Raw genomic sequence first — 13,839 nt, forward strand, 5'->3', positions numbered from 1 at the left:
CCATACCGACCGTCCAGCCCCGCCGACCCCCGGCCGACCAGCCACATCCGCCGACCCGCCACGCCCATCACCCGCCCATCACCCCGCCATCACCCCGCCACGCCACGTCCGCACCGGCTCGCCGTCCGGGTGAGCAGGCTCAAGCCGCAGGGGCGAGGCGCCGATCGCGGGGTATGGCCATCTCCAGCTCGTCCGTGCCCCTGGTCCCGGTGACCGGGGTGATCGGGGTGTTCCTCAACAAGCGCACCGGGGAACCCGTGCAGGTGCCGATCGTGGCGTTCTCCCCGGAGACCGGCCAGACCTTCTACGTGGACCGCAACGGCAGGGTCGCGGACTTCCGGCTCAGCCGTGAGGACGACGTGTGGAGTGTCGGGGTGTTCTCCGTGTCCGACCAGCAGGGGATCCACGATGCCGTGGTGGCGGAGCTGGAATCCACCGGCCTGGACCATCACCCGCTGCCGCACGTGCCCTCGGCGGCCTCGGCCTCGGCCCTGTCGTAGGGGCACAGCGTCGTAGGGGCACAGCGTCGTAGGGGCACCGCGCCGTAGGGGCACCGCGCCGTAGGGGCACCGCGCCGTTGCGGGCGCGGTCGCCCACTCCGCAGCATCGCCCATCTCCACGCTGCCGGAAAACCGGTGGCGCGAGATCGGCGGAACCCCTTCAATGTGCCCCGATGGACACTGCCGCGGTTCTGACCGCCTTCGACGAACAACTGCGCCGCGCCGGAGAGGGCGAGGGCGCCGACAACCCCGAGCCCGAGCGCGCACCCGCTCGGGTGCTGAACACGGTGAAGCCGGAATGGGCGGCCGTCACCTGGTCGCGACTGACCGAGCAGGACGCCGACGAGGTGATCAAGGCGCAGCTGGACCGGCTGTCGCACCTGACCACCGACTGGGAGTGGAAGTACTACTCCTACGACACCCCGGCCGACCTGCCCTCCCGGCTGCGCGCGGCCGGGCTCAGCGAGGAGCCGGCCGAGGCCCTGATGGTGGCCGACCTGCGCGAGCTGGAGCTCACCGGGCCGCCGGAGGGAGTGCGCATCGAGCCGGTCACCGACGCCGCCGGCATCGACATGATGGTGGCCGTGCACGAGCAGGCCTTCGGCGGCGACCACCGGGCCTGGGGTGACGCCCTGCTGCGCCAGCTGGAGGAGGCCGACCCGGCCGCACCGCCCACCGTGGCCGCGTTCGTCGCGATGGCCGGCGATCTGCCGATCTCGGCCGGTCGCGTGAACTTTCACCCCGGCACGGATTTCGCCAGCATCTGGGGCGGTTCCACGATCCCGCAGTGGCGGCGGCGCGGCGTGTTCCGGGCCTTGGTCAGCCGGCGTGCGGGCATGGCCGTCGATCTCGGCTACCGCTATCTGCGGGTGGACGCCGCGGACATGAGCCGCCCGATCCTCGCCCGGATGGGCTTCAGCGAGATCGCCACCACCATCCCGTTCATCCACCACGCGACCGCCACCGGCTCGGCGGGCTGAACGCCCACCGCTACACCTCCTTCTCGGCCAGCTCGCGGAAGTCGTCGGGCACCCCGCCCCGCGACATCGCCGGCAGGTAACCCACGGCGCCACGGCCGAACCGGGCCCGCACGGCGTCCATCGAGGTGTCGACGGCCAGCCGGGCGGCGCCGGCCTCGCTGCCCTCACGCCGCGGGTCGCCGGGCGGGACGGCCAGCTCCTGCTGCACCGCGTGCCGCGCCACCAGGTTGGACACCGAGACGGCCAGGAGGCTGATCTGCACCTGCTCCCCCGGCCGGCGCTGCGACTCCTCGTGCAGCGCCTGCCAGGCCAGCTGCTCGGCGATCTCGGTCAGCGTGAGCGTGGCCGCCACCGGCTCGCCGAGGGTGAGTGAGCGGGTGACCGAGCGCATGCCCGGATAGCGCACCCGCACCGTGACCGTGCGCCCTGCACGGTGTTTCGCCCGCAACCGCACCGCCACCCGGTCGGCGAGATGCCCGAGCACCGCCCGGACCGTGTCGGGCGTGGCCGGCTGCCGCCCCATCGCCGACTGTGCCCCGACCGAGCGGGCCCGGGTGGCGCCGGTGACCCGCCGCGGGTCTTCGTTGAGGGCCAGGGCACTGAGCTTGCCGCCGGCCGCCTCGCCGAGCAGCCGGCGCACCGACGCCGGCGAGGTGGCGGCCAGCTGGCCGATGGTGTGAATGCCCTCGGACCGGAGCCGGGCCTGGGCCACCGGCCCGATGCCCCAGATCAGCGCGACCGGCAGCGGGTCGAGGAACTCCCGCTCGCGCTCCGGCGCCACCAGCACCAGCCCGTCGGGCTTGGCCACCTGCGAGGCCACCTTGGCCAGGTGCTTGGTGCGGGCCACCCCGATCGAGATCGGCAGCCCGATCTCGCGCCGCACCCGCCGCCGCAGCTGGTCGGCGATCACGTCGGGCGGGCCGAACAGGTGCACCGAGCCGGACACGTCGAGAAACGCCTCGTCGATCGAGATGCGCTCGATCACCGGCGTGACGTCGCGCAGGATCGCCATCACCCCGTCGGCCAGCTGCTGGTAACGGTCGAAATGCCCGCGCACGAAGGTGATCCGTGGGCACAGCTCGCGGGCCCGCCGGCCGGGCATGCCGCCGGACACCCCGAACCGCTTGGCCTCGTACGAGGCCGCGAGCACCACCCCACCGGCCGCACTGCCCCCGACCGCGATCGGCCGCCCGCGCAGCGAGGGATCGAGCAACTGCTCGACCGACGCGTAGAACGCGTCCAGATCAGCATGCAGAATCGCCGCCCCCGAATACATACCCACCAGATTATTCGAACACCCGTTCGAACGCCAGAATCAAACCGTGACCGCAATCGACGACCCGCTCGGCCTGGCCCCCGACGCCCCGCTGTTCGCCGCCTGGCTGCGGATGTCCATCGACGTGCGGAACGGGCACACCCGGTTCTTCAGCATCCCCGGCCACAAGCAGCGTCCCGGGCTGACCGGGCCGATCGTGCACGGCGACCTCCCGCTCTACGCCGGGCTCGACACCCTGGGCGGGCTGGACGCGCTCCGGCGGGCCGAGGCCCGGGCGGCGCGGCTGTGGGGTGTGGACTGGTGCCGGTTCTCGGTCGGCGGCTCGACCCACGCCAACCAGGCCGCAGCTCTGGCGATCGGCGCACCGGGCGACACCGTGATCGTCTCCCGCACCCTGCACCGTTCCATGCTCAGCGGCCTGATCCTGGCCGGCCTGCGCCCGGTCTGGGTGTACCCCGATCTCGATCCCCGGCACGGGCTGCCGCTCGGCGTTCCCGCCGCGGCGGTCCGTGCCGCGCTGGCGGCGAACCCCGGGGCGAAAGCCGTTCTGGTGGGCGACCCCTCGTACGTCGGCACCACCGGCGACGTGGCCTGGCTGGCCGCCGCCGCGCACGCCGCAGGGGTGCCGCTGATCGTGGACGGCGCCTGGGCCGCACACTTCGGGTTCCACCCGGACTACCCTCGGCACGCCCTCGCCCTGGGGGCCGACGCGCTGGTACTCAGCGCCCACAAGACGCTCCCGGCGATGGGCCAGGCCGCACTGCTGCTGGCCCGCACCACCCGGGACGGTGGTCTGCTCGATCCCTCGCGCTTGGAAAGGGGTTTCGAGTCCGGGCATACCACCAGCCCGTCCGGGGCGATCCTGGCCAGCACCGACGCGGCGCGCGCCGTGCTGGCCGGGCACGGCACCCGCCTGCTGGGCGACCTGCTCCGGCTACGTGCGGTCGCCACCGAAAAGCTCCGCGCGGTGGCCGGTCTGGAGATCCTGACCGGCGATCACGTCGACCGGCCAAGCTCGTCATCCGGCTGCCCGGCACCGGCGCGTTCGGGTCCCGGGTCGATCAGCGCCTGCGCGCAGCCGGTTTCACCGTCGAGATGGCCGACCGCGACACTCTGGTGCCGATGCTGACCGTGGCCGACGACGCCGGCACCGTGCAGGCGCTGGTGGACGCGATCATCCAGGCGGTGGAGGCGGAACGCGGCCCGGCGCGCTCGGTTTCGGCATCCATGTCGTGGCGCACCGTTCCGGTGACCGCGACCGCACCGCGCGAGGCGTTCTTCGCCCGGCACGAGACCGTGGAGGCCGCCCAGGCCGTGGGCCGGGTGAGCGCGGAGTTGATCGCACCCTATCCGCCCGGCGTGCCGGTGCTGGCCCCCGGCGAGGTGATCACCGCCGAGATCGTCGAGGGCCTGCGCGCCACCAGGGCGGACGGCGGGCGCATCGCCTACGCCGAGGACCCGTCGCTGGCCACGTTCCAGGTGATCGACGTCAACTGACGGACGACGATAGAGCCAGAACCAGCCAGCTTTTCGTCGTCCGTCATTGAAACTACTTCTGCCCCACGAACCACCGGCGCAACGTGGCGATGCGTTCCTGCAACTGCTCCGCACTGGCCTTGGGCACCTCGGGACCGCCACAGGCGTCGCGCACGTTCGAGTGCACCACGCCGTGCGGCTGCCCGGTGCGGCGCGACCACGCCCCCACCAGGCTGTGCAGTTCTTTGCGCAGCGCGGTGATCTGCCGGTGCCCGGACACCTCCTGGGTCTCCACCGGCGCCGGCTTGTTCTTGTTGCGGGCCAGCTGATCGGCCTGCCGCTGCCGCAGCAGCGTGGTGACCTGGTCGGGTTCGAGCAGACCGGGAATGCCGAGGAAGTCCTGCTCGTCCTCGCTGCCGATCTCGGCGTGGGTGCCGAACTCCTGCTTGTCGAAGAGCACCCGGTCGAACGTGGCCTGGGACTCCAGCGCCTCGAACGGCATCTTCTCCAGCTCGCCGGAGGCCTTCTCCTCGCGGTTGGCCTCGGCGAGCAGGTCCTCCTCCGGGTACTCGTCCTCGTCGCCCTCCTTCTTGGGCTTGTCGAGGGCGTGGTCGCGCTCCACCTCCATCTGCGCGGCCAGGTCGAGCAGCACCGGCACGCTGGGCAGGAACACCGACGCTGTCTCACCGCGCTTGCGCACCCGCACGAAACGGCCGATGGCCTGGGCGAAGAACAGCGGCGTGCTGGTCGAGGTGGCATACACCCCGACCGCCAGGCGGGGCACGTCGACGCCCTCGGACACCATGCGGACCGCGACCATCCAGCGCGAGTCACCGGCCGAGAACGACTCGATCTTCTCCGAGGCGCCGTCTTCGTCGGAGAGCACGACGGTCGGCGACTCGCCGGTGATCTCCTTCAGCGTGCCGGCGTAGGCCCGGGCGGTCTCCTGGTCGGTGGCGATCACCATCGCCCCGGCGTCGGGCACCCCGCGCCGCACCTCGGTGAGCCGCTTGTCGGCCGCCTGGAGCACGGACGGGATCCAGGACCCCTGTGGATTCAGCGCGGTGCGCCAGGCCTGGCCGATCATGTCTTTGGTGAGCGGCTCGCCGAGCCGCGCCGCCACCTCGTCACCGGCGCTGGTGCGCCAGCGCATGGCACCCGAGTAGGCCAGGAACATCACCGGCCGCACCACGCCGTCACGCAGCGCGTCGGAGTAGCCGTAGGCGTGGTCGGCCCGCGAGCGGCGAATGCCCTGCGCGTCTTCCTCGTACTCCACGAACGGGATCGGGCTGGTGTCGGACCGGAACGGGGTACCGGTCAGCGCCAGCCGCCGGGTGGCCGGGTCGAACGCCTCGGACACCCCGTCGCCCCAGGTGAGCGAGTCACCGGCGTGGTGGATCTCGTCGAGGATGACCAGGGTCTTGCCGGCCTCGGTGCGCGCTCGGTGCAGCAGCGGCTTCATCGAGACCTGCGCGTAGGTGACGGCGACCCCGTCGAACGCGGCGCCGTGCGCACCCTGGGCGTTGCTGTAGTTCGGGTCGAGGTGGATGCCGACCCGCTCGGCGGCGTCGGCCCACTGCCGCTTCAGGTGCTCGGTGGGGCAGACCACGGTGACCCGCTGCACGATGCGCCGCTGGAGCAGCTCGGTGGCGATGCGCAGGGCGAAGGTGGTCTTGCCGGCGCCCGGCGTGGCGACCGCGAGGAAGTCCCGAGGCTGGGTGGTGAGGTACTTGTCCAGCGCCGCCTGCTGCCAGGCACGCAGCTTGGACGAGGTGCCCCAGGCCGCACGGTTGGGGAACGCCGGGGGAAGCTGCGAGGCAGCCGACGAGCTGGCGTGGGCCGGGCCCGGAGTGTCGAAGAGCGATGCCGTGTTGCTGCCGGGGGTCACGCCGCCGTCCTCTCGTCTGTTCTGCGGATCTGCCGGTCTGCTAAGTGTTTTCCCGATCCCGGTCTACCGCCGATGGCCCCGTGATCCCGCTTCGTTCTTCCTGTCATCGCCTCCCGAGGCTACCTGCTGCTGCCGGGAGCGCAGGCGCGCCGCGGACACGATGACGCCCGCCACGGGCAGGTTTCGTGACAGCCCGCGTTCAGCGGGTGACCGGTGCGGCCGCACACCCCGCACATCCGCGGCCCGTGGCGCCACGGGCACGGCCACCGCCGATCAGCATGCCCGAGATTCTGGCACGAAGGCGCACGAATGCCCCGAACGACGCACAGGCTGTGGATGTCAGGCCGGGACGGGCCGCGCGCGGAACCCGGCCAGGGCCACCAGCAACGCGAAACCGCCTGCGGCGAGCCACATGATCGTGAACAGCGCGGCGTCGCCGCCGACCGGGTCGTGCCAGGCCGCGAACGCCGCGCCGGTGAGCCCGATGCCCAGCGCCGAGCCGAGCGCGTCGGACAGCTGGAGCGCGGAGGAGTTGCGGCCCTCCTGACCGGCCTCGCTGTAGCCCAGGGTGAGCACGCTGGTGCTGGCCATCGCCAGACCCATCCCGACCGCGCAGAACACCCACAGCGGCAGCACCAGCCAGCCCGAGGCGGGCGGGCGGATCAGCAGGGTCAGGCCGAGCAGCGAGACGCCGATGATCGACGCGCCGATCACGAAGAACAGGTGCCGGGGCAGCCGCAGCGAGGGCCGGGCCTGGATGTACGTGCCGATGGTCCAGCCGAGGATGCCCCCGGTCAGCGCCAGGCCGGCCCGGTCGGCCGGGAAACCGTGCTGGCTGATCAGCATCAGCGGGATGAACGACTCGGTGCCGATGAACATCCCGGCGAACAGGCCGCGCATGGCGATCACGGTGGGCAGGCCACGACGCAGCAGGAGGGTGCCCGACGGCACCAGCGGCCGCACCCCCGCGACCACCAGGACCAGGCCCAGCACCACACCGGCGGCGGCGAGCGCCCAGGCGGTGCCCACGGCCGCGCCGACCCGGCCCAGCCCCCACTGGAGGGTGAGCACCCCGGCGGTGGCGGCCACACCGCACAGCGCCCGCGTGCGCAGCTGGGCGCGGCTGACGCCGGTCTGCTCCGACGAGCCGCCGGCAGAGCGCAGTTTCGGCAGCAGGGCCAGGGCGGGCGGCACGGCGAGCGGCACGACCAGCAGGAACACCAGCCGCCAGGTGACGTTCTCGGCCAGCCAGCCGGCCAGCGCCGGGCCGACGATGCCGGGCACCACCCAGGCCGCGGAGACGAACGAGAAGACGCGGGGACGCACCTCGCCGGGGAACACGTCGGCGATCACCACGTACATCGCGACCACCAGCAGCCCCGCGCCGCCGCCGGCCAGCGCCCGGCCGGCCAGCAGCACACCGAACACCGGTGCCAGGCCGCAGATCAGCTGGCCGGCACCGAACAGCATCAGCCCGGTGCGCACCGGCCATCGGGTGCCGGAGATGTCGCACCAGCTGCCGGCCAGCACCACGCCGAGCAACTGGGCCGCGATGAAGACGGACGAACCGAAACCGATCTGCCGCACCGCGTCTAGTTCCCGGGTGATCACCGGCATCGCCGTGGACACCGCGACGGCCTCGAACGCGATCAGGGTGATCAGCGTGACGATGCCGGAGATGGTGGTCAGGTACGGCGAGAGCGAGGCCGGCGCAGCGTCGTGCTGCGGCACGGCCCGTGAGTCGGAACCGGTTCCGGGCTCGTCATGCCCCCGGGGGTGACGCTTCAGGGGTTACTTGCCGCCCTTGTCCTTGTCGTCGCCGCCACCCTTGAGACCTTCGTAGATCTCCTTGCAGCTGGGGCAGACCGGGAACTTCTTCGGATCACGACCGGGAACCCAGACCTTGCCGCACAGGGCGACGACGGGGTCGCCGGACAGCGCCGACTCGAGCACCTTCTCCTTGCGGACGTAGTGCGCGAACCGCTCGTGGTCGCCGGGCTCCACCTCCTGCTCGACGTGCTCGCGCTCGAGAAGGCCGGTGGTGCCGCCGTCCGGGGAGGACAGCGGGTCCAGCTGGGGTTCCGGGTAGGGCGTGCTCATGGGCGCCGATTCTACGCTCAGTTCATCGTCGGGTCGTCCGGATAGGTGGACACCAGCGCCAGTTCGCCGCGCTGCCGACGCAGCACCTCGCCCCACAGCCGTTCCGGGTGGTCGGTGAAGGCGTCCCGCGGCTCGGAGTCGACCACGAACCAGGCCCCCTCGGAGATCTCGCCCTCCAGCTGCCCGGCGGCCCAGCCGGCGTACCCGGCGAAGATCCGCAGTCCGGCCAGCCCGGGCACGATCACCTCCGGCGGGGCGTCCAGGTCGACCAGCCCGATCGAGCCGATCAGCAGCCGCACCCCGACCGGCTCCTGGCCGTGTCCCGGCATCGCGACCAGCCCGAGGGCCGAGTCGAGCTGCACCGGCCCGCCCTGGAACAACCGCCCCGGTGCGGTGGTGTGTGGCTGCCAGGCCGGCAGCACCGACGAGACGTCAACCTCCATGGGGCGGTTCACCACGAGCCCGAGCGCGCCGTCGTCACCGTGGTCGAGCATGAGGATGACCGTGCGGCGGAAGTTCTCGTCCTCCAGCGTCGGGCTCGCGACGAGGAGGCTGCCGCTCAGCCGACGGGTCCGGATGGGCATATGCACATCATCAGGGTCGAGGACCTCTCGATACAGCCCAAGCGGCAGACAGACTCAGGCACGACGCCACGGAAACCGTGTGACGATGCCCACAGCGACGATCACACCGAGCAGATCGGCCACCACGTCGGCCGGATCGCCCGAGCGGTTCGGCAGCACGAAGTGCTGGAGCAACTCACTCACCACCGCGTGCCCGGCGAGCACCAGCGCGACCGGCCGCACCCGCAGCCCGGCCCACGCCGCCGTCAGCAGCACGGCGCCGAAGATCGCGAAGTGCACCGGCTTGTCGATCGGGACGCCCCCGGTCGAGGGCGCCCGGGGCAGGTACAGAACCACCAGATGGACGACGACGGCGAGCGCGAACGCCACCGCCGGCCACGGCGCCAGGCGGGCCGGGCCGGTGGTGGTGGTCCGGGTGCTCACGCCTTGACGGCCACCGCGGCCTCGTGAACGGCCGCGGCGACCACGGCGCTCACCTCCGGGTGGAACACACTCGGCACGATGTAGGCGGCGTTGCGCTCGGAGTCGGTCACCACGGCGGCCAGGGCGTAGGCCGCGGCCAGCAGCATCTCGGTGTTGATGGTCTTGGACTGGGCGTCGAGCAGGCCGCGGAAGACGCCGGGGAAGGCCAGCACGTTGTTGATCTGGTTGGCGAAGTCGCTGCGGCCGGTGGCCACCACGGTGGCGTGCTGCGAGGCCTCCAGCGGGTCCACCTCGGGCACCGGGTTGGCCATCGCGAACACCACCGCGCCCTCGGCCATCGTCGCGATGTCGGCGCCGGTCAGGATGCCCGGCGCGGAGACCCCGACGAACACGTCGGCGCCCACCAGCGCGTCTTTCAGCGAGCCCGTGATACCGCGCGGGTTGGTGTTCTTCGCGGTCCAGTGCAGGTTCTCGGGCAGTCCCGGGCGGGCCGGGTGCACCACGCCGTCGATGTCGCAGACCACCACGTCTTGCAGGCCCGCGGCCATCAGCAGCTTGAGGATGGCGGTGCCGGCCGCACCGGCCCCGGACATCACCAGTTTCACCTGGGCGATGTCTTTCCCGACCACCTTCAGCGCGTTGGTCAGCGCCGCCAGCGTGACGATGGCGGTGCCGTGCTGGTCGTCGTGGAACACCGGGATGTCGAGGGCCTCACGCAGCCGCTCCTCCACCTGGAAGCAGCGCGGGGCGCCGATGTCTTCGAGGTTGATGCCCGCGAACACCGGGGCGATCCGGATGACCGTCTCGACGATCTCGTCGACGTCCTGCGTGTCCAGGCAGATCGGGAACGCGTCGATGTCGGCGAACCGCTTGAACAGCGCGGCCTTTCCCTCCATCACCGGCATCGCGGCGAGCGGGCCGAGGTTGCCCAGGCCGAGCACCGCCGAGCCGTCGGTGACCACCGCGACGGTGTTGCGCTTGATCGTCAGACGCCGTGCGTCTTCCGGGTTCTCGGCGATCGCCTGGCAGACCCGGGCCACGCCGGGGGTGTACACCAGCGAGAGGTCGTCACGGTTGCGGATCGGCACCTTGGACTCGATGCGCAGCTTGCCGCCCAGGTGCATCAGGAAGGTGCGGTCCGAGACCTTGCCGATGGTCACCCCGGCCAGCGCGCGCAGCGACGCGATCACCTCGGGCACGTGGTCGCCGCCGCGGGTGGCGCAGGTGACGTCGACCTGGAGCCGGTCCACCCCGGACGCGGTCACGTCGAGTGCGGTGACGATGGCACCGGCGTGCTCGATCGCGTGAGTGAGCTCACTGACCGCGGTGGACCGGGCCGGAAGTTCCAGCCGGACCGTGATGGAGGAGGAAACACTGGGAGCGCTCGGCATGCGCCTTATTCTTGCCCTTTCCGGGGGGTGCCGGTGACCATCCAGAGGCATTGGTCTCGGTGTTACCGGCGAAGGATGTCGATCAGGTCGCCCGGCTCGCCGTCGATGAATCCCTGGTACTCGTCACAACCCATCCGACGCAGCAGGTCAAGGGTGGTCGGGGTCTCCACGCCCTCGGCCACGACCAGCAGGCCCATGCCGTGGCCGAGCCCCAGCACCGACGACACCACGGCTCCCGCAGCGGTTCCCGCGGGCAGGTCGGCCACGAACGAGCGGTCCACCTTGAGCACGTCGACCGGCAGACCGCACAGGTACTGCAACGACGACCAGCCGGTGCCGAAGTCGTCGAGGGCGATCACCACCCCCAGCGCCTTGAGTTCGTGCAGCACCCGCCGCGCGGCGGCCGGGTCGTCGGAGAACGCGGTCTCGGTGACCTCCAGCACGAGCCGTTCCGGTGCCACCCCGGACTCCGCCAGGGCCCGTGCGACGCTGCGCGTGAGCCGCCCGCTGACCAGTTGCTTGGCCGAGACGTTGACCGCCAGGGCGAGCTGCGGGTCGGGCAGTTCGGCGAGGTCGGCCAGCGACTGCCGCAGCACCCAGTCGCCGAGCTCGACGATGCGCCCGGTGCGCTCGGCGATCGACAGGAACACCTCCGGCCCGAGCACGCCGAGTTCCGGGTGGCGCCAGCGCAGCAGCGCCTCCACCCCGGTGACCCGGCGGTCGCCGCAGGTGCGGCGGCTCTGGTAGACCAGCTCCAGCTCGCCGTCGCCGACCGCCCGGCGCATCGCGGTGGCCAGCTCGAGCCGTTCCTCCACGTTGTCGCGCAGGTTGGCGTCGAACAGCTCGTACCGCCCGCGACCGCGGCCCTTGGCGTGATACATCGCGGTGTCGGCGTCGTGCAGCAGGCTGGCCACCGGGTCGTCGCCGGCCGGCACCGTGTCGGCCACGGTGATGCCCACGCTGACCCCGGGCGACACCTCGGCGTCACCGATCACGATCGGCGTGTCGAGCACCTCGATGATCCGGGTGGCCATCGCGATCGCGTCGTTCACCCCGTCCACGGCCATCACCACGACGAACTCGTCACCGCCGAACCGGGCCACCAGGTCGGCCGACCGGCACCGGCGCCGCAGCCGCTGGGCCACCGCCACCAGCACCTGGTCGCCGACCGCGTGGCCGAGACCGTCGTTGATGTCCTTGAACCCGTCCAGGTCGCAGAACAACACGGCCAGGCGACGACGCTGCCCCGGCCCGCCCGCCCCGGCCCCGACCCCGGTCGCCGTGCCCGCCTCGAGCCAGATCAGCGAGGATGCGAGTTCCTCCATCAGCACGGTGCGGTTCGGCAGGCCGGTCAGCGAGTCGTGGGTGGCACGGTGCGTGAGGTCGGTGTCATCGCTCGCGCCGGACCCGCCGGGGCCGAGCTCACGGTTGACGGCCACGACACCACGCGGGCCACCGGCCTGGTCGTAGAGGGCGGCCACGGTGGACTCGATCTCGACCACCTTGCCCGAGCGGCTGACCTGCCGCACCAGCCCCTGCCAGCGTCCCTGCACCTGGAGCTGCCGCCGGGCCGTGGAGGCGTCGCCCTCGGCGTGCACGGTGTCGACCAGGTCGGACCAGCGCCGCCCGATCGCCTCGGCCGCGCTGATCCCGTAGGTACGCTCGGCGGCCTCGTTCCAGTGCGTGACCAGATCGAACCGGTCGAGCCCGATCACCGCGTCGGGCAGGATGCGTAGCAGCGAGCCGATCACGTCGGAGGGGACCACGGCCGGACCGGCCGGACGCGCGCCCACCGGAGACAGGGCGGGCACACCGAGCGCCGGGGGCGCCAACCGCAGCCCTCGGTTCTGATTCAGATCGGATTGCGTCACGATGGAGCACACAGTATCGCTTGCGTTGCATTGCGTGACGGCGATTGGTCCCGAATCGCCCTGTCGGTTACCTGAGAATTCGCTGGGGACACCGGTGTGTCCCGCTGCCGGAACCGCTGCCGCGGGCAAGCGCGCGCCTGATCCGAAGCGAGGGCGAAGCGAGTATCAGGAGACCCGGACGGTGGACTCCCGCACGATCAGCTCCGGCAGGTACACCACCTGGCGGTGCCGGTGCCCGCCCCGGACGCCACCTTCCAGCGCGGCCGTCTCCTCGGCCAGCAGCTCGGCGGCGGTGCGGCCGATCTGGTGCCGGGGCTGACGCACCGAGGTGAGCGGCACGGCGGCCGCGGCGGCGAACTCGATGTCGTCGTAACCGACGATGGCCAGGTCTTCCGGCACGCGGATGCGCAGCCGGGTCATCTCCTGGAGCAGGCCGAGCGCCAGCAGGTCGTTCGCGCAGAAGGCGGCGGTGGGACGACGCGAGGCGGGCATCCCGGCCAGCCGCTGGCCGGCGGCGCGCCCCTCGGCCACGGTGAGGGCGGCGGTCGGCAGCTCGGTCAGCGTGGTGTCGCGGGCGGAGGCCCGCACCGCGTCCCGGAAACCGCTGAGCCGGTCCTGCACCTGACCCACCGAGTCCGGCCCCCCGACGAAGGCGATGCGCTCGTGCCCGCTCTCGGTCAGGTACTCCCCCGCCAGCCGGCCGCCGTACACGTCGTCCACCGAGACCGAGCAGTAGCGGTCGCCGCCGGTGCGGTCGACCAGCACCACCGGCACGCCGACACCGGGCGGCAGCGAGGCGTCCACCCCGCCCGGGTCCACCGGGGTGACCAGCACACCACGCACCCGCTGCTCGAAAAGCAGCTCCATGTAGTCGTGTTCCCGCTGGCGCAGGTTGTCGCTGTTGCACAGGAACACCGCCAGCCCGGCGTCCCGCGCCGCCTCCTCGACGCCGCGCGCGACGTCGGTGAAGAACGGGTTGGCGGCGTCGAGCACCAGGAAGCCGATGGTGCGGCTGGCCCCGGCGCGCAGGTGCCGCGCGGACTCGTTGCGCACGAAGCCGAGCTGCTCGATCGCGGCCTCGACCCGCGACCTGGTCGCCGCCCCCACCCGGTCGGGCCGGTTGAGCACGTTCGAGACCGTGCCCACCGAGACCCCGGCCGCGGCCGCGACGTCCTTCACGCTGACCGACGGACCCACCGCGTTCTCCTCACGCACACTGCTGATCTCGCGATTGAAACGCCTCAGCGCCGTTTTGGCCACCACCGACGTGCCTCGCGGCCTGATCGAACGGGATCCGGGCCACCTGGCATGCTCCCACTGGGCCTGAATCGTTTCAAATCCACCTCCGCC

At 72.0% G+C, this 13,839-nt stretch carries 13 protein-coding genes; 4 read left to right on the forward strand and 9 right to left on the reverse strand.

Features of this window, described 5'->3' with window-relative positions:
* Positions 1 to 173 precede the first annotated feature (173 nt).
* Entirely contained in the window at positions 174 to 500 is a 327-nt protein-coding gene (locus KIH74_RS34140) for a hypothetical protein (RefSeq protein WP_214160580.1), read from the forward strand.
* Between the two features lie 173 nt (positions 501 to 673).
* Positions 674 to 1,480 (forward strand): GNAT family N-acetyltransferase, encoded by an 807-nt coding sequence (locus KIH74_RS34145; protein WP_214160581.1) that lies wholly within the window; start codon positions 674 to 676, stop codon positions 1,478 to 1,480.
* 10 nt (positions 1,481 to 1,490) lie between these two features.
* Here KIH74_RS34145 and dinB read toward each other — a convergent pair whose 3' ends face one another.
* Complete coding sequence (gene dinB, locus KIH74_RS34150) at positions 1,491 to 2,756, reverse strand: DNA polymerase IV (protein WP_246573763.1); 1,266 nt, start codon at positions 2,754 to 2,756, stop codon at positions 1,491 to 1,493.
* A 46-nt stretch (positions 2,757 to 2,802) separates the two neighbouring features.
* Here dinB and KIH74_RS34155 point away from each other — a divergent pair, with 46 nt between their 5' ends.
* Both KIH74_RS34155 and KIH74_RS38200 read left to right on the forward strand, forming a co-directional pair.
* Positions 2,803 to 3,885, forward strand: coding sequence for a DegT/DnrJ/EryC1/StrS family aminotransferase (locus KIH74_RS34155; protein WP_214160583.1), 1,083 nt, complete (start codon positions 2,803 to 2,805; stop codon positions 3,883 to 3,885).
* Complete coding sequence (locus tag KIH74_RS38200; RefSeq protein ID WP_214160584.1) at positions 3,852 to 4,253, forward strand: Orn/Lys/Arg family decarboxylase; 402 nt, start codon at positions 3,852 to 3,854, stop codon at positions 4,251 to 4,253. Before KIH74_RS34155 ends, KIH74_RS38200 begins: the two co-directional genes overlap by 34 nt.
* A 52-nt stretch (positions 4,254 to 4,305) precedes the next feature.
* On the opposite strand, the gene KIH74_RS34165 is transcribed toward KIH74_RS38200, so the two are convergent.
* The 8 genes from KIH74_RS34165 to KIH74_RS34200 form a co-directional block, all read right to left on the reverse strand.
* Positions 4,306 to 6,120 (reverse strand): DEAD/DEAH box helicase, encoded by a 1,815-nt coding sequence (locus KIH74_RS34165; RefSeq protein WP_214160585.1) that lies wholly within the window; start codon positions 6,118 to 6,120, stop codon positions 4,306 to 4,308.
* Between the two features lie 339 nt (positions 6,121 to 6,459).
* Positions 6,460 to 7,851: an MFS transporter gene (locus tag KIH74_RS34170; RefSeq protein WP_214160586.1), complete on the reverse strand. Its 1,392-nt coding sequence runs from the start codon at positions 7,849 to 7,851 to the stop codon at positions 6,460 to 6,462.
* Between the two features lie 60 nt (positions 7,852 to 7,911).
* Positions 7,912 to 8,220 (reverse strand): DUF3039 domain-containing protein, encoded by a 309-nt coding sequence (locus KIH74_RS34175; protein ID WP_214160587.1) that lies wholly within the window; start codon positions 8,218 to 8,220, stop codon positions 7,912 to 7,914.
* A gap of 17 nt (positions 8,221 to 8,237) precedes the next feature.
* The gene (locus KIH74_RS34180) at positions 8,238 to 8,804 is read right to left on the reverse strand and encodes a YqgE/AlgH family protein (protein ID WP_214160588.1); all 567 of its coding nucleotides are present in this window, start codon (positions 8,802 to 8,804) and stop codon (positions 8,238 to 8,240) included.
* A gap of 54 nt (positions 8,805 to 8,858) precedes the next feature.
* A complete protein-coding gene (locus KIH74_RS37335) occupies positions 8,859 to 9,227 on the reverse strand; it encodes a VanZ family protein (protein WP_214160589.1) in 369 nt (122 codons plus the stop codon).
* Positions 9,224 to 10,618 (reverse strand): NAD-dependent malic enzyme, encoded by a 1,395-nt coding sequence (locus KIH74_RS34190; RefSeq protein ID WP_246573757.1) that lies wholly within the window; start codon positions 10,616 to 10,618, stop codon positions 9,224 to 9,226. Before KIH74_RS34190 ends, KIH74_RS37335 begins: the two co-directional genes overlap by 4 nt.
* A gap of 62 nt (positions 10,619 to 10,680) precedes the next feature.
* Positions 10,681 to 12,489, reverse strand: coding sequence for a putative bifunctional diguanylate cyclase/phosphodiesterase (locus KIH74_RS34195; RefSeq protein WP_214160590.1), 1,809 nt, complete (start codon positions 12,487 to 12,489; stop codon positions 10,681 to 10,683).
* A 165-nt stretch (positions 12,490 to 12,654) separates the two neighbouring features.
* Entirely contained in the window at positions 12,655 to 13,752 is a 1,098-nt protein-coding gene (locus tag KIH74_RS34200) for a LacI family DNA-binding transcriptional regulator (RefSeq protein ID WP_308114078.1), read from the reverse strand.
* Between the last annotated feature and the right edge of the window lie 87 nt (positions 13,753 to 13,839).

Origin of the sequence: Kineosporia corallincola (genome assembly GCF_018499875.1) — a bacterium.
Lineage (GTDB): Bacteria > Actinomycetota > Actinomycetes > Actinomycetales > Kineosporiaceae > Kineosporia > Kineosporia corallincola.

Excerpts from the sequence above, each read along its gene's own strand:
- KIH74_RS34140 (WP_214160580.1), top strand. The coding sequence starts at position 174 with ATGGCCATCTCCAGCTCGTCCGTGCCCCTGGTCCCGGTGACCGGGGTG.
- KIH74_RS34145 (WP_214160581.1), top strand. The coding sequence starts at position 674 with ATGGACACTGCCGCGGTTCTGACCGCCTTCGACGAACAACTGCGCCGC.
- dinB (WP_246573763.1), bottom strand. The coding sequence starts at position 2,756 with ATGTATTCGGGGGCGGCGATTCTGCATGCTGATCTGGACGCGTTCTAC.
- KIH74_RS38200 (WP_214160584.1), top strand. The coding sequence starts at position 3,852 with ATGGCCGACCGCGACACTCTGGTGCCGATGCTGACCGTGGCCGACGAC.
- KIH74_RS34175 (WP_214160587.1), bottom strand. The coding sequence starts at position 8,220 with ATGAGCACGCCCTACCCGGAACCCCAGCTGGACCCGCTGTCCTCCCCG.
- KIH74_RS34180 (WP_214160588.1), bottom strand. The coding sequence starts at position 8,804 with ATGCCCATCCGGACCCGTCGGCTGAGCGGCAGCCTCCTCGTCGCGAGC.
- KIH74_RS34190 (WP_246573757.1), bottom strand. The coding sequence starts at position 10,618 with ATGCCGAGCGCTCCCAGTGTTTCCTCCTCCATCACGGTCCGGCTGGAA.